This window comes from Mesorhizobium sp. M7A.F.Ce.TU.012.03.2.1, assembly GCF_004006095.1.
GTDB lineage: Bacteria > Pseudomonadota > Alphaproteobacteria > Rhizobiales > Rhizobiaceae > Mesorhizobium.
The window spans coordinates 5,205,146-5,225,577 of sequence record NZ_CP034779.1; the positions used below are offsets into that span (position 1 = coordinate 5,205,146).

A 20,432-nucleotide genomic window follows, 5' to 3' on the forward strand; every position below is an offset into this window, starting at 1 on the left:
TATGGCTATGCGCGCGCCGCAAGATCAAGTTGCCGGGCGCGTTTTCCGCGGAAATAGGACTTTACCCACGGTTCCTCGCTCTTCAGCATGTCGTCGATGGTGCCTTCGACCAGCACTTTCTTCTTGCCGAGCACGGCCACCCGGTCGCAAGCGGTGAACAGCGTGTCGAGATCGTGCGTCACCATGTAGACGGTCAGATCCATCGTATCGCGCAGCTTGACCACCAGCTCGTCGAACTCCGCCGCGCTGATCGGATCGAGGCCCGATGTCGGCTCGTCGAGGAAGACGATGTCGGGATCGAGCGCGAGCGCCCGGGCCAGCGCGGCGCGCTTGATCATGCCGCCGGACAGTTCGGACGGGAATTTCTGCGCTGCATCGGGCGGCAGCCCGACCAGCTCGATCTTGAGCATCGCCAGTTCGTCCATCAGCTTTCGCGGCAGGTCGAGATATTCGCGCATCGGCACCTGGACGTTTTCCTGCACTGTCAGCGCCGAGAACAGCGCGCCGTGCTGGAACAGCACGCCAAGTCGCATGTCGATGCGCAGACGCTCGGCATCATCAGCTTTCTCGACATCGACGCCGAACAGCTTGATCGTACCCGACTGCTTGCGCGTCAGGCCGAGAATGGTGCGCAGCAGAACGGATTTACCAGCACCCGAGGCGCCGACAAATCCAAGGATTTCGCCGCGCCTTATGTCGAGCGACAGTCTGTCGAGGATAAGCTTGTCGGCGAAGGACACGCTGATGTCGTGCGCGGATAGCACGATGTCGCCCTCGCCCGCCTCATCCGCCAATGCGCCCGCCCTTTTCCTGTTTCGCAGCTTCATCTCAGAACTCGATCGCTGCGTAGAACATGGCAAAAAGTCCGTCGAGGATGATGACGACGAAGATCGACTTCACAACCGAAGCGGTAACATGCTGGCCGAGCGATTCGGCGCTGCCGCCGACCTTCATGCCTTCGACCGAGGCAATCGTGCCGATGATCATGGCCATGAACGGCGCCTTGATCAGGCCGGCAAAGATGGTGCTGAGATCGATGGCGACGCGCAACCGGTCGATGAAGGCGGCGGGCGGGATGTCGGAATAGAGCCAGGCAGCCAGTATGCCGCCGCCGAGTGCGGCGAAATTGGCGATGATGGTCAGGCACGGCAAGGCGATGACCAGCGCCACGAGCCGGGGAAAGACCAGGACGCCGATCGGGTTGAGCCCGATGACCTTCAGCGCGTCGACCTCCTCGCGCATCTTCATCGAGCCGATCTCGGCAGTGATCGCGCTGCCGGAGCGGCCGGCGATCATGATTGCCGTCATCAGCACGCCAAGCTCGCGCAGGATCAGCACGCCGACCAGGTCGACGACGAAGATATCGGCGCCGAAATAGCTGAGCTGATAGGCGCCTTGCTGGGCAACGATGGCGCCGACGATCGCCGACATCAGCACCACCACCGGAATGGCGCCGACGCCCATGCGGTCGATCTGGTTGAAAATCGCCGCCGGGTTGACGGCATGGCCACGGCCGAGCTTCATCTGCGCGCCACGGATGGTGGCGCCGAGGATGTTCATCGAGGCGAGAAAATCGTCGCGCATCTCGTAGACCCGGCGGCCAACCGCCTCCAGCGCGCGAATGACGATGTTGGGCGGCCGCGCCGGGCCGGATTCGGGTTCGCGCCGCACGGCCTCGCCGACAGCTTCGAGCAGGATCGAAGCGATCTCGCTCTGGCCTTGCATCTGGATCTCGACGCCCTTCTTCTCGAAGGCGCTGACCAGCCGGTCGATCAGCCAGGCGCCGGCGGTGTCCATCTTCTCGATCTTGGAAACATCGAGCGCCAAGGTTTTGAAGCCGCTTCGCTTTTCGATCTTGCGCATGTCGGCGTCGATGAGCGCGACGGTCCTTGTGGTCCAGATTCCGGAGAAAGCGCAGCCAAGAACGCCGTCCTCCTCGCCGATCGCCACACGCGGTTCGTGGTCAGCCTCCCCTGCGGTCGTGCCGCTTGCGTCGCGCTTGCCGATGGTCAACATGGCGTCCTGTTTAGCCTGACGGGTCTGACCTGTCGATTTGCCGACAACGCTTGTCGCATAGCAGGAGCAGAAAAATATGGCGCGTGTCATTTCGGTCGAGGCCGAGCGTTTTCCCATCGCCGGAACCTTCACCATTTCGCGAGGTTCCAAGACCGAAGCCGAAGTGATCTCCTGCACGATCGGCGAGGGCGGCCACCTCGGCCGTGGCGAATGCGTCCCCTACAAGCGCTATGGCGAGACCATGGAGGGCGTGCGCGACGCGATCGAGGCCATGCGCGGCCGGATCGCCGGTGGCATCGGCCGGACCGCCTTGCTTGATGCGATGCCGGCCGGAGCCGCCCGCAACGCCATAGACTGCGCTCTGTGGGACCTGGAGGCAAAGCTCAGCGGAACCTCGGTAGCAGTCGCGATAGGTGCTCTTCCCTTGCAGGCGCTCGAAACCGCCTACACGCTGTCGCTGGACGAGCCGGAGGCGATGGCGGCGCAGGCTCGCGCCAATGCGGCGCGGCCGCTGCTCAAGGTCAAGATCGGCGGCGACAACGACATCGCCCGCATCCGCGCGGTCAGGCAGGCAGCGCCAGACAGCCGCATCATCCTCGACGCCAATGAGGGCTGGAGCGACGACAACATCGTTGCGAACCTCGCCTTTGCCGCCGAACAAGGCATCGCGCTGATCGAGCAGCCGCTGCCGGCCGGTCATGACGAAATCCTGCGCCATATCGCCCATCCCGTGCCGATCTGCGCCGATGAAAGCGTGCATGAGGCTGAGAATCTCGAAGCGCTTGTCGGTCTCTACGATGCCGTCAACATCAAGCTCGACAAGTCGGGGGGCCTGACTGCGGCACTGGTGCTGCGCGATCGCGCCCGCGAACTCGGTTTCGGCGTGATGGTCGGCTGCATGGTCGGCACGTCATTGGCGATGGCGCCAGCGGTGCTGCTTGCCCAGCATGCCGATTTCGTCGACCTCGACGGTCCGCTGCTGCTTGCCCGCGACCGGGTACCGGGCCTTGTCTACCAGGGATCGCTGGTGTCACCGCCCGATGTGGCGCTGTGGGGCTGAGCGCGCTGCAAGGCCGATCAGCACGAGGCCGATCAAGGCGATCGGGATCATGGCAAAGAAGCCGTCCACGCCGAGATGGTCGTAGAGCGGGCCGGACGCCAGCGTCACCACCGCCATGAAGAAGCCGTTGGAGAAATAGGCAATGCCTTGCGCGGCACCTGTCCGCTCCTCGGAGACGGTTTCGCCGATCATCTTCTGCAGGCCGATCAGCCCAAGCGCCACCGAGACCGAGTGCAGCGACTGGACACCGAAGAAACCGGGAATGCCGAGGCCGAGCGGCCAGACCAGCGGAAAGGCGATCCAGCGCACGATGGAGCCGATCCCCGCCATCACCATGATCGACACGACGGAGAACCGGTCAAAAAAGCGGGTGAACATCATGAACATGCAGACTTCCGACACCACGCCCCAGGCCCATAAGAGACCGACAACCGAATCGCTGAGGCCGATCGATTTCCAGTAGATGGAGACGAAACCGTAGAGGAATGCGTGGCTGGCGGTTATGACGCCGACGCCGACGGAAAAATACAGGAAATACGGGTTGAGAAGCTTCGGCGCCGAATGCTGGATATCGGTGGCCGACAGCGGTGAGGCGCGCCGCGGACGGCCTAGACGCGGCGCCAGCAGGCCAGCGGCAAGGGCCGCGGCAAACGCCGCCAGAATGATAACCGGAACGGCCTGCGAGCCGGTTGCCGACAGAATGAAGCCGCCGGCGACATTGGCGCAGAGATAGGAGATCGAGCCCCATTTGCGCATGCTTGTGTAGTTCGAACCGAAGCGGCGGACACCCGAAAGCGCCAGCGAGTCGGCGATCGGCGAATGCGGCGTCCAGACAATGGTCAGCGCCAGTGAGACCGCCAGCACCATCGCATAGGTCGGCGGCAGGAAATAGCCTGCCGACAGGAGCAGTGATGCAGCCATCAGCGCGACATAGACATCGGCGCGGTCCCTGGCACGGTCGGCCAACGCGGTCAGTAACGGCGTCGTCACCACGCGCAGGAACATCGGCGCCGCCAGAATGACGGCGATCTGCTCGGCGTGAAAACCCTTGGCCTGCAGCCACAGTGGAAAATAAGGCAAATGGGTTCCGAGCGGCACGTACAGCGTCGCGAAGATCAGGCTCATGCGCAGTTCGAAATGGCGCGGCTTGACGAGTTGTTCGGGCGAGAGCTGCGGCAGGGCCATGAATCGATCCAATCGCGCTGTATTCGACCGGACGGCAACGCGTGTCGATCCCTTAACATGGACGAAAACCGGACGAAACCGGTTGGACTAATTGATCGATTCCGAAGCCTGAAAAGACTTCGGACTATGCCGCCTGCCCTACCCGGTCCTTGATGAGCAACGGGACAAAGGGCTCGTCCGGCGCTTCTGGCAGCACCTGCGCCCAGGTCAGGATTTCCATGCGGCCGTCAAAATGCTCGACCACGGCCGTGCAGCTTTCCACCCAGTCGCCGGTGTTGATGTACTGGACATCGCCAAAATTCTCGATGACGGCATGATGGATGTGGCCGCAAATGACGCCGTCGACGTGTGAACGACGCGCCTCATCCGCAAGCATGGTCTGGAACGAGCCGATGAAGTTCACCGCTTTCTTGACGTTGTGCTTGGCCCAGGACGAAAACGACCAATACGGCAGGCCGAGCAGTTGCCGCAGCCGCGTCACCACGCGGTTGACCAGCATGGCCGCGTCATAGGCATGGTCGCCGAGATAGGCCAGCCAGCGCGCATTGTGGACCACGGTGTCGAACTGGTCGCCATGGATGACGAGCAGGCGCTTGCCGTCGGCGGTCTCGTGGATGGCACGGTCGGCGACGACGATGCCGCCGAAATGCACGCCCTGGAACTGGCGGGCGAACTCGTCATGGTTGCCGGCGATGTAGGTGATGTTGGCGCCCTTGCGCGCCTTGCGCAGCAGTTTCTGCACGACGTCATTGTGGCTTTGCGGCCAGTGCCAGCTCCGCCGCAGCCGCCAGCCGTCGACGATGTCGCCCACCAGATAGATGATATCGGCATCGTGATATCGAAGGAAATCGATCAGGAACTCGGCCTTGGCCGCCTTCGAGCCCAGATGGACATCGGAAATGAACATGCTGCGGAAAGTGCGGGGCTCTTGGCCGGACATCGCGATTTCACCGTTGCTTTCGCGAGCCTATGCCCCGATTCATGCAACAACCGTATGACGGTTGCGATTGGTCCAGCCGAAGGACTAGCTTGCCGGCCAAATCACAGGAGAAATCGTCATGGATCTCGGTATCCGCGGAAAGAAGGCCATCGTCTGCGCTTCGAGCAAGGGACTTGGGCGCGGTTGCGCCATGGCGCTGGCGGAAGCCAGCTGCGATGTCGTGGTCAACGGGCGCAATGCCGAGCTGGTGGCGAAAACCGCCGCGGAGTTGCGCGAGCGATATGGCGTCACGGTGACGGAAGTCGTTGGCGACGTTTCGAAGCCGGAGGTGCAGAAGGCGCTGCTCGCGGCTTGCCCCGAGCCGGACATCCTCGTCAACAACAATGGCGGCCCGCCGCTTCGCGATTTCCGCACGCTCGATCGCGAAAAGATCCTCGAAGGCGTCACCCAGAACATGGTGACGCCGATCGAGCTGGTCCAGGCTGTCCTTGACGGCATGGCGGCGCGCGGCTTCGGCCGCATCGTCAACATCACATCGCTGTCGGTCTATGTGCCCATTCCCGGCCTCGACCTGTCGTCCGGCGCGCGCGCCGGCCTGACCTCGTTTCTTGCCGGCGTGGCCAGAACGGTGATCGACCGCAACGTGACCATCAACAGTCTTTTGCCGGGCAAGCTCGACACCGACCGGCTGCGCGGCCCGCATGAAGCCGGCAGCGTCGAAAGCCCTAAGGCCGCAGCCGCGCGCAAGACCCGCATCAGCGCCGACGTTCCGGCCAAGCGGCTCGGCACGCCGGAAGAATTCGGCCAGATCTGCGCCTTCCTGTGCTCGGTCCATGCGGGCTATCTGACCGGGCAGAACATACCGGTCGATGGTGGTCTCTACGTCAGCGCCTTTTGATCAACTTGTCCGTGAAACTGTAGGAGCCGTCCGTTAGAGAATCGGCATAAGCATTTGATCATTAGCAACTTTCTACGCGCCGCCGGGTAAAGCTGCCGGCGCGTCAATTAGCGTCGCGAAAAACCACGGCTGCATGCTAAAAGGGAATCTCAGCCAGATTTCGAGGGAGCGGCCGCATGGAAGGCGAGAGCAAAAAGACGGCACGTTCGGACCTCGACGAAGCCGCCCTCTACTTCCACAAGCACCCAAGGCCGGGAAAGCTCGAGATACAGGCGACCAAGCCGCTCGGCAATCAGCGCGACCTCGCGCTCGCCTATTCGCCTGGCGTCGCCGCCCCTTGCCTGGAAATCCGCGACGACCCGGCGACCGCCGCCGACTACACCGCACGCGCCAATCTGGTCGGTGTCGTCACAAACGGATCGGCGGTGCTCGGCCTCGGCAATATCGGCCCGCTGGCCTCCAAACCGGTCATGGAAGGCAAAGCCGTCCTGTTCAAGAAGTTCGCCGGTATCGATGTCTTCGACATAGAGATCGACGCGCCCGGTATCGAGCGCATGGTCGAGACGATCTCGGCGCTCGAGCCGACTTTCGGCGGCATCAATCTCGAGGACATCAAGGCGCCGGAATGCTTCGAGGTCGAGGAACAGTTGAAGGCCCGCATGGGCATACCGGTGTTCCACGACGATCAGCACGGCACCGCCATCATTGTCGCCGCCGCCGTGCTCAACGGGCTGGAATTCGCCGGAAAAACCATATCTGACATCAAGATCGTCACCTCCGGCGCCGGGGCTGCCGCCCTTGCCTGCCTCAACCTGCTGGTCTCGCTCGGCGCCAAAGTCGAAAACATCTGGGTCACCGACCGTTTCGGCGTTGCCTACAAAGGGCGGACCGACGAGATGGACCGCTGGAAAGACCCTTATGTGAAGGACACCGAGGCGCGCACGCTGGCCGACGTCATATCGGGCGCAGATGTCTTCCTCGGCCTCTCGGCGGCAGGCGTGCTGAAGCCGGAACTGCTTGAGCACATGGCGCCAAAACCGCTGATCCTGGCGCTGGCCAACCCCAATCCCGAGATCATGCCGGAAACGGCGCGTGCGGCGCGTCCCGATGCGATGATCTGCACAGGCAGGTCCGATTTTCCCAATCAGGTCAACAACGTACTGTGTTTTCCTTACATCTTCCGCGGCGCGCTCGACTGTGGTGCCAGCGCTATCAACGAGGAGATGAAGATGGCGGCGGTCCGCGCCATCGCAGCCCTTGCCCGCGAGGAACCTTCAGATGTCGCTGCCCGCGCCTATTCCGGCGAGACGCCGATCTTCGGCCCTGAATTCCTGATCCCTTCGCCCTTCGATCCACGCCTGATCCTGCGCATAGCGCCCGCGGTCGCCAAGGCGGCCTGCGACACCGGTGTCGCGACAAGGCCGATCACCGATTTCGCCGCCTATATCGACAAGCTGAACCGCTTCGTCTTCCGCTCCGGCCTGGTGATGAAGCCGGTGTTCTCGTCAGCCAAGGCATCGAGCGCCAAGCGCGTCATCTATGCAGACGGCGAGGATGAGCGCGTGCTGCGCGCCGCCCAGGTGGTGCTCGAGGAAGGCATCGCCGAGCCGATCCTGATCGGCCGGCCGCACGTCATTGAGGTGCGCCTGAAGCGCTACGGCTTGCGCATCAAGCCCGGTGTGGATTTCGGCCTGATCAACCCGGAAGACGATCCGCGCTACCGCCATTATGTCGACCTTCTGATCGAACTCGCCGGCCGGCGCGGCGTCACGACGGAAGCCGCGCGCACCATGGTGCGCACCGACAACACGGTGATCGCAGCACTTGCGCTGAAACGCGGCGATGCCGATGCAATGGTTTGCGGCCTCGAAGGCCGCTTCGAGCGGCATCTGCGCAACGTCACCTTGATCATCGGCCCCCGCGCCGGCATCAAGGACCACGACCTGTCGACGCTTTCCATGCTGATCTCGCAGCGCGGTATCATCTTCCTGACCGACACCCACGTCTCCGTCGACCCGACGGCGGAAGAAATCGCCGAAATGACGGTGCTGGCGGCGGAAGAAATCCAGCGCTTCGGCATCGAGCCGAAGGCAGCGCTGCTCTCGCATTCGGATTTCGGCTCGCGCGATTCGCCCAGTGCCCTGAAGATGCGGCAAGCGGCGGCGATCCTGGCGCGCATCGCGCCTGACCTTGAATGCGATGGCGAGATGCATGCGGACACTGCTCTGTCGGAGCACCTGCGCCAGCGCGTCTATCCGCATTCGAGGCTGAAGGGCGAAGCCAATTTGCTGGTGTTCCCCAACCTCGATTCGGCCAACATCACGCTGACGGCGCTCAGAACCATGATGGATGCGCTACACGTCGGGCCGATCCTGCTCGGCACGGACATGCCGGCGCACATATTGACGCCGTCGGTCACCTCGCGCGGCGTTGTCAACATGACGGCGCTTGCCGTCGTGGAAGCCGCCCACAAGGCACAGGCGGTCGTCAATCTGGGCTGAACACGGATTTCGCGGTAAACTGCAGTTAACCGCGAGCACGGTAGCCTTGCGGGCTAACAGTCGGATTTGGCAGGCGGAGTTTGGGCGGATGGCAAGCGGAGGGTGGAAGCAGGCGCATGCTGCCGTGCTGCTTGGCCTCCTGTTGTCCGCAAGCTGGGGGGTGGCCGAGCCACAGGCTGCTTCGCGGGTCTGCCGCCAGCTGGAAGCCGATCTTGCCGCGTCCTCGCGCGGCGGCGGTGGCGGTCCGGCGCTGATCCGGAAATACGATTCCGCAATTGCGAGGCAGCATGAGCAGATTTCGAAAGCCCGCGGCCAGGCGAGCCGGGCCGGATGCGGATTTTCGCTGTTTGGCCGCAACCTCAATCAATGCGCCGGGCTAAACGCCACCATCGATCGCATGAATGCCAATCTCGACGCCTTGCAGAACAAGCGCGAGCGGCTGGCCGGCGGCGGCTCGCGCCGCGACCGCGGACGCATCCTGGCGGCGCTTGACGCCAATGGCTGCCGCGACGACGCCGTTGCGCCTCGGCGGGCGCCTTTGCAGGAAGCCAACCGCGAGGGCGGCAGCGCAAACCTGTTCGATCAGCTTTTTGGCGGCAACAGCCAGCAGCTCGATATGCTTGATGAGCCCAACCAGCCCGACGATCCCGGCGAGGAGCGCAATGTCCGCCGTGTGCTCAACCAGCCCGGCATACCCGATTTTCCGAGCGTCGGCGGTGAGTTCCACACCTCCTGTGTGCGCACCTGCGACGGCTACTTCTTCCCGATGTCGAACTCGGCCTCGGCAGGCGATTTCGAACGCGACCAGAAGAATTGCGAATCGAGCTGCCCCGGCACCGAGATGCAGGTTTTCTATTCGCGCGGCATGGACGACGATTCGGCCTCGATGACGTCCTCCGTCACCGGCCGGCCCTACAGCGAATTGCCGACCGCCTATCTCTACAAGCAGCCCGATATGTCGCGGCCGCCGGCTTGCGGCTGCAACGCCGCCGCGCAGGGTTTTCAGATCATCGCCGGCAACCCGCCGAATCCGGAACAGTTGCAACCCGAGACGGACTCCGCACCGTTCATTCCGGTGCCGATCTCCAAACCGGATCCGGGTGCCGATCCCGAAACGCTGGCCAATCAGGAAGGCGGGCTCGACCGCGAGGCGATCAAGCGGCTTTCCGCCAAGCCGGTGACGTCGCCCGTATCCGCGCTGCCGCCGGAACAGCGCAAGGTCAGGGTCGTCGGGCCAACGTTCCTTCCCGACCCATCAGCGGCAATAGATCTGCAAGCTCCGGCCCCGAAGGCAGTCCGGTAAGGGCTGTCCTGAGCGGCATGAACAACGCCTTGCCCTTGCGGCCGGTCGCTTCCCTGATCTTGCCCGTCCAGTCCTTCCAGATCGTCGCGGTCCAGGGTTCCTCCGGCAACAGGTCGAACGCCTGTCGAAGAAAGTCGTGGTCCTCATCGGAAAATTCCGGCTTCTCCTGCGGTCCGTCGCGCAGGATACGCCACCAGTTGACCGCATCGGCCAGCCTGTCGAGATTGCCGCGCACCGCCAGCCAGAACGGTTCGGCCTGCTCGCCGGAGACGCCGAGCACGATCAGACGGTCTTGTGCCTCGGCGAACGGCATGTGGTGCAGCAGCGACCGGTTGAGCACGAACAGCTCGTCCGGATCGAACTTGGCGGCGGATTTCGATGTCGCCGCCGGATCGAAGCGTTCGGCGAGTTCGCCCATCGTCGGCACCGCCGCGACATTCTCCGAAGTGCCTACCAGGACGGCCAATGATGCGACGGCCATCGGCTCGATGCCGTCCTCGCGCAGGCTTTCGATCGAGAGTGCGCCGGTGCGCTTCGACAAGCCCTCGCCCGATGCGGTGGTCAGGAGATTATGGTGGCCGAACACTGGCGGCTCGGCAGCCAGCGCCTGGAACAAGGCGATCTGCACGCCGGTGTTGGTGACGTGGTCGTCGCCCCGGATGACATGGCTGACGCCCATCTCGATGTCGTCGACGACGGAAGGCAGCGTATAGAGATAGGTGCCGTCCTCGCGCACAAGGACCGGGTCGGAAAGCGAGGCCAGATCGACGGTTTCCTCACCCCGCACCAGGTCGTTCCAGTGCATTTCGGTGCGTTCCGGCTGTTGTGGATCGCCTGAGAAATTGGGGAGGAGAAACCGCCAGTGCGGCCTGCGGCCATCGGCCTGGTATTCGGCGATCTGCTCGTGCGTCAGGGTCAACGCCTCGCGACCATAGACCGGTGGCAGGCCGCGCGTGCGGCGCACCTTGCGCCTGAGATCGAGTTCCTCCGGCGTTTCATAGCAGGCATAGAGAACGCCTGCCGTCTTCAGCCTCTCGACCGCCGCGTCATAGACTTCGAAGCGCCGCGACTGGTATTCGGTGGCGTCGGGAAAAATGCCCAACCAATGCAGGTCGTAGAGGATGGCGTCGGAAAACTCCTGCTTCGAGCGCGCAATGTCGGTGTCGTCGAAGCGCTGGATGAATCGGCCCTTGTTGTTCATGGCAAACAGCCAGTTGAACAGAGCCGTGCGCGCATTGCCGATGTGAATGCGGCCGGTCGGCGACGGGGCAAAACGAACGGTAACTGTCATGAACGGGGCGTACCGGATGCTTTTGTGGTTGACAAGACGCGCCCCCGCGCTGGCCGGCAGACATAGAACATGGCGGCTGGAATGAAAAGACCGGACGGTGGACGCCTCCGACTGCGCCCAGACCGGCGGTGCCCATTTTGTGCCGGCAGCTTTTCACGATAGGAATTTTTTCTTGACTCGGTGCCCTCAGCTATGGTACATATTTGGCTATGGTGCTGATTTGCGCCAGCGACCCGCCGCACAGGCGGGTTTTTCGTTTGATGCTCCGTCAGCCAACGCGTCGGCGAAGGCTCCGAAGGAACCCATTAACCCAAGTTTGTAGCGCTTGAAGGCGATCAGCGGCCGAAATCATCGGAACTGAGGCGGGTCCAGCGGTCGCCCACCAATCCACCGATAAAGATGTCGCCGGAGCGGACCGCTTCCGTGACCTCGGCGATCCGCGAGCGGACCATTGTTCCCCCGGCATAGCGGAAGAAGACATTCTTGTAGCCAAAGAGTTGAGGTATGAATTTGGTCTGCGTCTGTCCGGTGATGCCCACGCAGCCCATCTCCCATGCGGCGGCGACAAGCGCATCCAGCGTCGCGCCCCAGTGCAATCCGGATGCCTGGATCTGCAACAGGTTCGCCACGCCGCCGGCTTGACCATAGAAGGCATAACAACCGAGCATTTTGCCCGTTTCGTCGTAGGTCCCACCGAAATGAAGGGGGCCGTCGGCCCGCTTCTCGGCCGCCAGCGCAAGCAGCCGTGCAAGTTCCCCATCCTTCCAACTCGGCCGAAGAGCGTAACCAGACAGGAGGGTCGGCAGCTTCTCGGCGAATTGAACGGCATCGATCGGCTCACGATGGGTGCGATGCGACGATGAATGGACGACGGGGGGCTCGAACCTTTTCTTCGCAAGAGCATCGAATGCTCTCGCGCATGGATCGAGTACAAGGCGAGGCACGCCAGGCCATTTACGGTGCATTGCGGAGGCGGCCATCGCCGCCGGCCGGAAAACATATGTCCATCCCAGACAATGCACAGGAAGGAGTTGGTACTTCATCGGGCGCGCGAAGGCCAAGGATGTCCGGTTGGCCGAATCGGTCAGCTGCAGATCGAATTCGCCTTGATGCAAGGCACGCAGCAATTGGGGTCCGGCCGAGCCGTCATCGGTGCCGGGGTCGGCCATGAGCGGCCCGATGATCGCCGCGTTCAATGGCGCTCCATTGAGCTCGTAGCGGGCTTTCAGAACGCCGAGGAATCCACCCAGACGACCCTGCCGGTTGATCTGGACAAGAGCGTTGCTTTCCCCGGACTGGCCAGCAGGGTCGAGGTAAATCTCTCTCATATACGCGGCCGTCTCCGCGATCGCGCGATCGAGGAGATGACGCCGCCGCCGGCGAAACTTCGTCAGGAAGAGTGCGGCGACGCGCTCGAGATCTTCGGCAGCCAGCGGCCGAACCGAGCCATGCTGAGATTCCAGCACTGACGGCGCAGCCAACTTCTCCTCGGCATTTGCAGAAAGATGCATCGTGAAGAACACCCGTGGGTTGCCCTCCATCGGATATATATCAACCAATGGTAGAAACAACGTATCTCGGTCAGTATGATGAACAGAGGTCTCAAGACTTACTATCCGGACAGGGCTTCACAGGCAAATCAAGTCGGCCAGCATCGATGCGCTGATCGGCGGGTTGGCCGCGGCCTTGCGATCGCATGCCCTGCTCCAGCCCGCTGGGCTGACCGTGCCGGACAGAGGCGGCCTCCGGCCGAAGCTGGAGGCCGCCTCAATTCAGCTCACAAGTCCCTTGGTCAGTTGCAATGCCTGGCGCTCGAACAGGCGGCGGTAGATGCCGCCTTTCAGCCGGATCAGTTCATCATGCGAGCCTTCCTCGACGATGTTGCCGCGATCGAAGACCAGCAGCCGGTCCAGCGCCCTCACCGTCGAAAGCCGGTGCGCGATGACCAGCGTCGTGCGGCCGACCATCAGCCGCTCCATCGCCTGCTGGATCAGCACCTCCGATTCCGAATCGAGGCTCGATGTCGCCTCGTCGAGGATCAGGATGCGCGCATCGGCAAGGAAGGCGCGCGCGATCGCCACGCGCTGACGTTCGCCGCCCGACAGTTTCACGCCGCGTTCGCCGACCAGCGTGCCATAGCCCTTCGGCAGGTTGGTGATGAAGTCATGCGCACTCGCCAACTTCGCGGCATGCTCGATCTCATCTTGCGTAGCACTCGGCCTGGCATAGGCGATGTTTTCGGCCAGCGACCGGTGGAACAGGATCGGCTCCTGCTGAACGATGGCGATCTGCCCGCGCAGCGAGGCTTGCGCCACCTGCGAGATGTCCTGGCCGTCGACCAGTATTTTCCCCGCATTCACGTCATAGAGCCGCTGGATAAGCTTGACGAAGGTCGTCTTGCCCGATCCCGAATGGCCGACCAGCCCGACGCGCTCACCCGGCGCGATATCGACCGAAAAGTCGCGGTAAAGCGCCGATCGGTGATGGCCATAGTGAAAGGTCACGTTGTCAAAGCTGATCCGTCCTTCGGTGATCCGGATCGGCTTGGCGCCGGGCCGGTCCTCGATGCCGAGCGGTTCGGACTGGAAATCGACCAGCTCTTCCATATCGTTGATGGAGCGCTGCAGGTTGCGGATATGCGTGCCGATATCCCTGAGATAGCCCTGCAGCACGAAGAGCGAGGTCAGCACGAAGGCAACGTCGCCGGCGCTCGCCTGCCCCCACGACCACAGCATCAGCGCCAGGCCGATCACCGCGGCGCGCATGACCAGCAGCAGCACCCCTTGCGTGGTGCCGTTGATGGTGCCGCGCACCCAGGTGCGCCGTGTACGCGCACGCCATTTGGCGACGACCTTGGCCAGTCGGCGTTCTTCGCGCTCCTCGGCGCCAAAGCCCTTGACCACGGCGTTGCAGCTGACCGCGTCGGCCAGCGAGCCGCCGAGGCGGGTATCCCAGGTGTTGGCGAGCCTTGCCGCCGGCGCGACATAGCCAAGTGACAGCAGCGCCGTCACCGTGATGAACAGCACCGAACCGGCAGCAACGACCGCCCCCATCAACGGCCAGAACCAGCCGAGCAGCAATGTCGAGCCGACCAGCATGACGATTGACGGCAGCAGCGCGATGAGGATGGTGTCGTTGAGCAGGTCGAGCGCCCACATGCCGCGCGTCACCTTGCGCACGGTCGAGCCGGCAAAGCTGTTGGCATGCCAGTCGGTGGAAAAGCGCTGGACGCGATGGAAAGCATCGGCGGCGATGTCGGCCATCATCTTCAAAGTCAGCTCGACGATCCCCATGAACGCCAGGTTGCGCAACACGACGCCGGCCAGCGCGAGCGCCATCAACATCGAGAACGCCGTCATCGCGGCATTCCAGGCAATCGCGTCGGCGCCGGCGCTGCTGGCGACGGCGTCGACCAGCCGGCCGGAGTAGAGCGGCGTCAGCACATCGGCCAGCGTCGACAGCAGGAAGCTGCCCATGATGAGCGAGAGCCGCCAGGGCTGACGCCGCCAATGAGTGAGCGTGAAGCCAAGAACGCTGCGAAAGGCGCTCGCGCGCAAATCGATCTTGAAACGAGCCATGATGTCATTCGGGCACAAACGAGCCCGATCCCAGTAGGTCGAAAATTGAAGAAGCCGCGCAAGGAGCCAATGAGTGCCCGGAAGCGGAGTGGCATATTTGGCGTATCGCCCAAATCGGGCGGCGATCGGCATCGGCATAAGCCTGTGCTCGGTCCGGCATCGGCATGAAGGGGAAACCTTCGCGGAGCGCCGGATGAGACCTAGGCTTCGCGGCCTCGCATTACCATGTGAAATACTGCCATTCGGACCTCCCGCAAGACAATTGCGGAGGTGTCCTTATAGAGACGCTCCGATGCATCGCCAAGACGAGTTCACGCCAAAAGTGTATCTGGTCCAACCACTGCGATTATTTTGCAACAACGGAGCAAGCCGCGCGCCTCATTCAGGAATGCGATCCAAGCGCATGTAGCGGCCATCGGTCGATGGCTTGAACCCAAGCTTCTCATAGACGCCGTGTGCGTCGCTGGTCGACAGGCTCCAGTGGAAAACAGTCCTGACTTCAGGATGATCGATAAGGGCCTGCACGAGCCGGCTGCCTATGCCTTGCCCGCGATGCCCGGGCCAGATGATGATGTCGGCGAGATAGGCGAACACCGTGCGGTCGGTGATCGCGCGGCCGAAGCCGACTTGCCTGCCGTCGACATAGGCGCCGACGCAAAGCGAATTGGCAAAGGCGCGGCGATGGACTTCATCAGTGCGTCCAGCGCCCCAATAGCTTGCCATCAACAGGTCCGATGTCGCACGGAAATCGATCCGTGACATGTCGAAGCTGATTTCACAATCGGGCATGGCTGTCTCCGGTCGCGCCGCCGCGTGCGCTTTCGGTACCTAGCTGCGATCCCTGAACCGGTTGGTGATGGGATAGCGGCGGTCGCGGCCAAAATTCTTTTTGGTGATCTTTACGCCCGGCGCAGCCTGCCTTCGCTTGTATTCTGCGATGTAGAGCAGGTGCTCGATGCGCGTCACCGTCGCCCGGTCATGGCCGCGCGCGACGATGTCGTCGACACCCATCTCATTTTCCACCAGGCATTCGAGGATGTCGTCCAGCACCGGATAGGGCGGCAGCGAATCCTGGTCGGTCTGGTTCTCGCGCAATTCCGCCGATGGCGCCTTGTCGATGATGTTTTTCGGGATCACCTCGCCCGAGGGCCCGAGCGCGCCCGGCGGCACGTGGCTGTTGCGCCAGCGCGACAGCGCGTAGACCTGCATCTTGTAAAGGTCCTTGATCGGATTGAAGCCGCCATTCATGTCGCCATAGAGCGTGGCGTAGCCAACCGACATCTCGCTCTTGTTGCCCGTGGTGACGACCATCGAGCCGAACTTGTTGGAGATCGCCATCAGGATGGTGCCGCGCGCGCGGCTCTGCAAATTCTCCTCGGTGATGCCTTCCTTGGTGCCTTCGAACATCTGCGTCAGCGCGTGCAGGAACCCTTCGACCGGCTCGAAGATCGGCACGATGTCATAGCGGCAGCCGAGCGCACGGGCGCAATCCTCGGCATCCTTCAGCGAGTCCTTGGAGGTGTAGCGATAGGGCATCATCACCGCGCGCAGGCGTTCCTCGCCGAGCGCATCGACGGCCAGCGCCGCGCAGATCGCCGAATCGATGCCGCCGGACAGACCAAGCACCACATTCTTGAAGCCGTTCTTGTTGACGTAGTCCCGCAGGCCCAGCATGCAGGCGCGATAGTCGGCCTCCTCCCGGTCCGGGATTTTCGACATCGGCCCTTCCGAGCAGACCCAGTGATCCCCTTGTCTTTTCCAGGTGGTGATGTCGACCGCTTCCTCGAACTGGCTCATCTGGAAGGCAAGCGTCTTGTCGGCGCCAATGGCAAACGACGCGCCGTCGAAGATCAACTCGTCCTGCCCGCCAAGCTGGTTGGCATAGATCATCGGCAGCCCGCATTCGATGACCTGGCGGATGACGACCTGGTGGCGGACATCGATCTTGGCGCGATAATAGGGCGAGCCGTTCGGCACCAGCAGGATTTCCGCCCCGCTTTCGGCCAGCGACTCGCAGATATCGACGTCGCCCCAGATGTCCTCGCAGATCGGAACTCCGATGCGCACGCCGCGGAAATTGACCGGCCCCTGGATCTCGGGGCCGGCCTGGAAGACGCGCTTCTCGTCGAACTCGCCGTAGTTCGGCAGATCGAGCTTGTAGCGTTCGGCGATGATCTTGCCGCCATCGGCGAAGACGATCGAATTGTGCGTGCCGCTCTTGCGCTTCAACGGCGTGCCTATGATGACGCCGGGACCGCCATCCGCGGTGTCGGCGGCAAAGTCCTGTGCCGCCTTTTCGCAGGCTTTCAAAAAGGCCGGCTTCAGCACCAGATCCTCCGGCGGGTAGCCGGCGAGGAAAAGCTCGGTATAGAGCACGAGATCGGCGCCCTGACGTGCGGCATCCGCCCTCGCCTCGCGGGCCTTGGCGAGATTGCCTGATATGTCGCCGACAGTCGGATTGAGCTGGGCGACGGCGATGCGCAGAATGTCGAGCTTCTTGGTCATGCCTGCTGACTTAGCGCGGCAAAATTGCCCGGGCAATGGCGTTCGTTTGGACCAATTCGGACCGAATGACGTAGGTCAATCGTGTACGGACCGATCGACCTACTTCAATCGTGGCGAGACGAGCCGGGTCTCAGTCGTCGCCCATATATTCGCGCAACGCTTGCGGCGAATGATTCTCGCCGATCGACATCGCCAGGATGCGTGAAATATGCCGGCGCGGCAGGCCTGTCTGCACCACCCACTGGTTGATCTGTGCCTGGATCTTGTCGAGGTCCCTCTTCGAGGTCGGGCTTTCGGCGATGTCGAGGCCGGCGTCGCGCAACGCCGCGGCCATATCGCCCGAGATGACGAACGCATCCCAACCTAGCCAGCGCAGGAAATACTGGCCCGTATTGCCGCCCAACCGGCTGCCATGCTTGCCGAGCCAGGCCATCAGCCCGATCTGGTCGTCCGCCGGCCAGTTTGCGAGGAATTGGCCGAAGCCGCCATATTCCTTCGACACGCGCTCGACGAAGGCGGCGTTGTCGCGCACGGATCTGATCTTCTGCGGGTTGCGCACGATGCGCTGGTCGGCCGTCAGATCGTGCCAGAAATCATCGGGCTGGAACAACAGCCGCTTCGGCTCGAAGCGCAGAAACGCCTCCTCGAAGCCCGGCCATTTCTGCTCGATGACGCGCCAGACGAAACCGGCGGCGAAGACGCGTTCGGCCATAACAGAGAGAATGCGGTCATCGGCGATGTCAGCCACGGCGGCATTGTCAGGCGCCGGACCCAGCAGCGACGTCAGTTCCTCTTCGCCGCCCTTGCGTTTTGCGGCCCGTGCGCGAATTTTCTTGAAATCGGCCATTGGTCCCTCGGCAACTGGAATCAATCTAACACTTCCCGTGTGAGCCGGCAGCCTCTACCTCTTACGGCAAGCCAAAGACCCTGGAGATGGCCATGAACAAGACGATCGACGACCTGGCGAACCGCTGGCTCAAGCGGCGGCCGGACGGCCTCAGCCAGCTCGAAAGCCGGGTGCTGCAATCGACGCTCGAACGCACCACCATCTCGCGCGACACCAACAAGGCCGTCGCCTTCCACCAGACCTTCGGCGACCGGCTCGCCGACACGATCGCCCGCATCGGTGGGTCATGGTCCTTCATCCTGACCTTCATCGCCTTTCTGATCCTGTGGACATCAGCCAATGTCTGGCTGCTGTCGCGTGACGCCTTCGATCCCTACCCGTTCATCTTCCTCAATCTCGTTCTGTCGATGGTCGCCGCCTTGCAGGCGCCGGTGATCATGATGGCGCAGAACCGCCAGACCGAACGCGACCGCATCGACGCCGCCCACGATTACGAGGTCAACCTGAAAGCCGAGATCGAGATCATGGCGCTGCATGAAAAGCTGGATGAACTGCGCCACGGCCAGATTCTCGGTATGCGCGACGAGATCGTGCAACTGACCGAAATGATCAAGCGGATCGACGAAAGGCTGTCTTCGCAGCGGTCGGCTTCATGACCGACGCGATCCATCATTTCATCGAACAATACGGGCTGCTCGCGGTCTTTATCGGCTGTGTCGCGGAGGGCGAAAGTGCCGCCATTCTTGGCGGTTTCTTCGCCCACCAGCAGGTCTTCGTCCTGTGGCCCGCGGTTCTTGCGGCGGCGCTCGGCGCCTTCGTCGGCGATACTTTCTTCTTCATCCTCGGACGAAGCTTCGCCGACCATCCCTATGTCGTCAGATTGCGCAAACGGCCCGGCTTCCGCCGCGCCTTTCGGCTGCTCAACACCCATCCCGACATTTTCGTGCTGTCCAACCGCTATATCTACGGCATGCGCCTCGTCGGCGGCATTGCAGCCGGGCTTTCCAACATCGCCGCGCCGCGCTTCGTCATCCTCAACGCGCTTTCATCGGCGGTCTGGGCGGTGCTGTTCGGTACGATCGGTTATGTCTTTGGACTTGGCGCCGAGCACGTCATCGGCCAGGCGTTGATGCATCACGAACGGTTGCTGATCGGGCTTGGCATCGGCTTGACCGTGGCCGTTCTGGCATGGCTCGTCGCCCGTCACATCGCCAGCAAGGAACGCGCCAGGGAGGGCTGATCGTCAATCCACGCCGAGCGCCCGGTCCCCCCGATCGAGGATAAGCGGGATGATCAGGTCTTCCTCGTCGGCAAGATGCCTTGTCAGCATGGCGATCAGCCGGCTGTTTTCGTCGGCATAGGCGTCGGCGGCAAAGCGCTGTCTGTCTTCGCTCTCCTGAAGCGTCTTGATGAACGCGTTGGCGGCTTCGGCATTACGCTCCAGCCCTTCATGGATGGTGTGATGGTCGGCATCGAGAATCTCGAAGCCGTGCTTCAAACGGGGCTCGGCCTTGGCGAAGACCGGAAAATATTGATAATCCTCGACGTTGTGGTGACCGTCGAGGTTGCCTAGAAAATGATTGAGGCGGGGCGCGAACCAGCGCGCGAAATCAGGCGCCGTCAGCCGTCCCTCACGGTAGTCGCCGATGCCGTTGGCCAGCATGCCGCCAAGTTCGCGGAACATGTCGTGCCGCTGCAGCCACATATTGGCGATGCCGTGGATATTGGCATGATCCTGCCAGTTTTCACGCGGATATTTCTCGGCCAGCCAGCGCAGATCATCCGGCAGGCCCACGCGTTCGAGAAGCAGAAAATTGGCGGCCCTGGCCATGACAGTCTCCTTTGGTGACTGGCATATAGGCATCGAAAGGCTAGATCGGTACCCCGGTGATCCGCTCGATGATGGCGATGCCCCAGACGCCGGCGACGATGAGCACCGAAATCAGCACCGCCAGCGAACCGCAATCCTTGGCCAACTGGATGTCGACATTGAACTCGCGGCTGAAAGCGTCGCATGCCGCCTCGATGCCGGTGTTCAGCACTTCGACCATGATCAGGAGCAGCACGGCGCCGATCAGCAAGGCATAGCCGCGCCACGAGATCGAAACGAACCAGCCGAGCGGCAAGGCAAGCGCCAGCAGCATCAGCTCCTGCTGGAAAGCCTTCTCGCTGGTGGCCAGCTTGCGAAACGCCCGCACCGAATTGAAATAAGCATCGATCAGCCGCTGCATGCCAAACCCCTTTGCGAATCACCGGCACGGGATAATGCAATGGCTGGCCAGATCAATGGAATAAGGTGACTTGTCCA

18 protein-coding genes are annotated in these 20,432 nt (G+C 62.6%); 6 read left to right on the plus strand and 12 right to left on the minus strand.

Annotated elements, in window-relative coordinates; all coding sequences use genetic code 11:
* Positions 1-5: 5 nt before the first annotated feature.
* Together EJ079_RS25780 and EJ079_RS25785 are read right to left on the minus strand one after the other, a co-directional pair.
* Positions 6-827 carry an ABC transporter ATP-binding protein gene (locus EJ079_RS25780; protein ID WP_127810519.1) on the minus strand — a complete coding sequence of 274 codons (822 nt, stop codon included), beginning with the start codon at positions 825-827 and terminating at the stop codon, positions 6-8.
* A 1-nt stretch (position 828) separates the two neighbouring features.
* A complete protein-coding gene (locus EJ079_RS25785) occupies positions 829-2,016 on the minus strand; it encodes an ABC transporter permease (RefSeq protein ID WP_023810578.1) in 1,188 nt (395 codons plus the stop codon).
* A 76-nt stretch (positions 2,017-2,092) separates the two neighbouring features.
* On the opposite strand from EJ079_RS25785, the gene dgcA reads away from it, so the two are divergent.
* The gene (gene dgcA, locus EJ079_RS25790; RefSeq protein WP_127810520.1) at positions 2,093-3,076 is read left to right on the plus strand and encodes an N-acetyl-D-Glu racemase DgcA; all 984 of its coding nucleotides are present in this window, start codon (positions 2,093-2,095) and stop codon (positions 3,074-3,076) included.
* Here dgcA and EJ079_RS25795 read toward each other — a convergent pair.
* Entirely contained in the window at positions 3,047-4,261 is a 1,215-nt protein-coding gene (locus EJ079_RS25795) for an MFS transporter (RefSeq protein WP_127810521.1), read from the minus strand. The genes dgcA and EJ079_RS25795 overlap by 30 nt on opposite strands.
* Positions 4,262-4,385: 124 nt before the next feature.
* Positions 4,386-5,201, minus strand: coding sequence for a UDP-2,3-diacylglucosamine diphosphatase (locus tag EJ079_RS25800; RefSeq protein WP_127399074.1), 816 nt, complete (start codon positions 5,199-5,201; stop codon positions 4,386-4,388).
* Between the two features lie 118 nt (positions 5,202-5,319).
* Between EJ079_RS25800 and EJ079_RS25805 the strand changes: the two genes are divergently transcribed.
* From EJ079_RS25805 to EJ079_RS25815, 3 genes are all read left to right on the plus strand, one after another.
* Complete coding sequence (locus EJ079_RS25805; protein WP_127810522.1) at positions 5,320-6,099, plus strand: SDR family oxidoreductase; 780 nt, start codon at positions 5,320-5,322, stop codon at positions 6,097-6,099.
* Between the two features lie 176 nt (positions 6,100-6,275).
* Positions 6,276-8,600: an NADP-dependent malic enzyme gene (locus tag EJ079_RS25810; protein ID WP_127810523.1), complete on the plus strand. Its 2,325-nt coding sequence runs from the start codon at positions 6,276-6,278 to the stop codon at positions 8,598-8,600.
* Positions 8,601-8,688: 88 nt separating this feature from the next.
* Positions 8,689-9,903: a DUF2865 domain-containing protein gene (locus EJ079_RS25815; RefSeq protein ID WP_127810524.1), complete on the plus strand. Its 1,215-nt coding sequence runs from the start codon at positions 8,689-8,691 to the stop codon at positions 9,901-9,903.
* On the opposite strand, the gene gltX is transcribed toward EJ079_RS25815, so the two are convergent.
* The 6 genes from gltX to EJ079_RS25845 all read right to left on the minus strand — a co-directional run bounded on the left by gltX (position 9,821) and on the right by EJ079_RS25845 (position 18,124).
* Positions 9,821-11,194, minus strand: a complete 1,374-nt coding sequence (gene gltX / locus EJ079_RS25820) for a glutamate--tRNA ligase (RefSeq protein WP_127810525.1) — start codon at positions 11,192-11,194, stop codon at positions 9,821-9,823. The genes EJ079_RS25815 and gltX overlap by 83 nt on opposite strands.
* Before the next feature lie 335 nt (positions 11,195-11,529).
* Complete coding sequence (locus EJ079_RS25825) at positions 11,530-12,717, minus strand: hypothetical protein (RefSeq protein WP_245481735.1); 1,188 nt, start codon at positions 12,715-12,717, stop codon at positions 11,530-11,532.
* 249 nt (positions 12,718-12,966) lie between these two features.
* Entirely contained in the window at positions 12,967-14,772 is a 1,806-nt protein-coding gene (locus EJ079_RS25830; RefSeq protein WP_127810526.1) for an ABC transporter ATP-binding protein, read from the minus strand.
* 378 nt (positions 14,773-15,150) lie between these two features.
* The gene (locus tag EJ079_RS25835) at positions 15,151-15,561 is read right to left on the minus strand and encodes a GNAT family N-acetyltransferase (protein WP_127268639.1); all 411 of its coding nucleotides are present in this window, start codon (positions 15,559-15,561) and stop codon (positions 15,151-15,153) included.
* Between the two features lie 39 nt (positions 15,562-15,600).
* Positions 15,601-17,277 (minus strand): NAD+ synthase, encoded by a 1,677-nt coding sequence (locus EJ079_RS25840; RefSeq protein WP_127327284.1) that lies wholly within the window; start codon positions 17,275-17,277, stop codon positions 15,601-15,603.
* 130 nt (positions 17,278-17,407) lie between these two features.
* Entirely contained in the window at positions 17,408-18,124 is a 717-nt protein-coding gene (locus EJ079_RS25845) for a DNA-3-methyladenine glycosylase I (protein ID WP_127810527.1), read from the minus strand.
* 92 nt (positions 18,125-18,216) lie between these two features.
* Between EJ079_RS25845 and EJ079_RS25850 the strand changes: the two genes are divergently transcribed.
* Together EJ079_RS25850 and EJ079_RS25855 are read left to right on the plus strand one after the other, a co-directional pair.
* Positions 18,217-18,780 carry a DUF1003 domain-containing protein gene (locus EJ079_RS25850; protein WP_127810528.1) on the plus strand — a complete coding sequence of 188 codons (564 nt, stop codon included), beginning with the start codon at positions 18,217-18,219 and terminating at the stop codon, positions 18,778-18,780.
* A complete protein-coding gene (locus EJ079_RS25855) occupies positions 18,777-19,364 on the plus strand; it encodes a DedA family protein (protein WP_127810529.1) in 588 nt (195 codons plus the stop codon). Before EJ079_RS25850 ends, EJ079_RS25855 begins: the two co-directional genes overlap by 4 nt.
* Before the next feature lie 3 nt (positions 19,365-19,367).
* Here EJ079_RS25855 and EJ079_RS25860 read toward each other — a convergent pair whose 3' ends face one another.
* Positions 19,368-19,955: a hemerythrin domain-containing protein gene (locus EJ079_RS25860; RefSeq protein WP_127810530.1), complete on the minus strand. Its 588-nt coding sequence runs from the start codon at positions 19,953-19,955 to the stop codon at positions 19,368-19,370.
* A gap of 40 nt (positions 19,956-19,995) precedes the next feature.
* Positions 19,996-20,355 carry a diacylglycerol kinase gene (locus EJ079_RS25865; RefSeq protein WP_127810531.1) on the minus strand — a complete coding sequence of 120 codons (360 nt, stop codon included), beginning with the start codon at positions 20,353-20,355 and terminating at the stop codon, positions 19,996-19,998.
* Positions 20,356-20,432 lie beyond the last annotated feature (77 nt).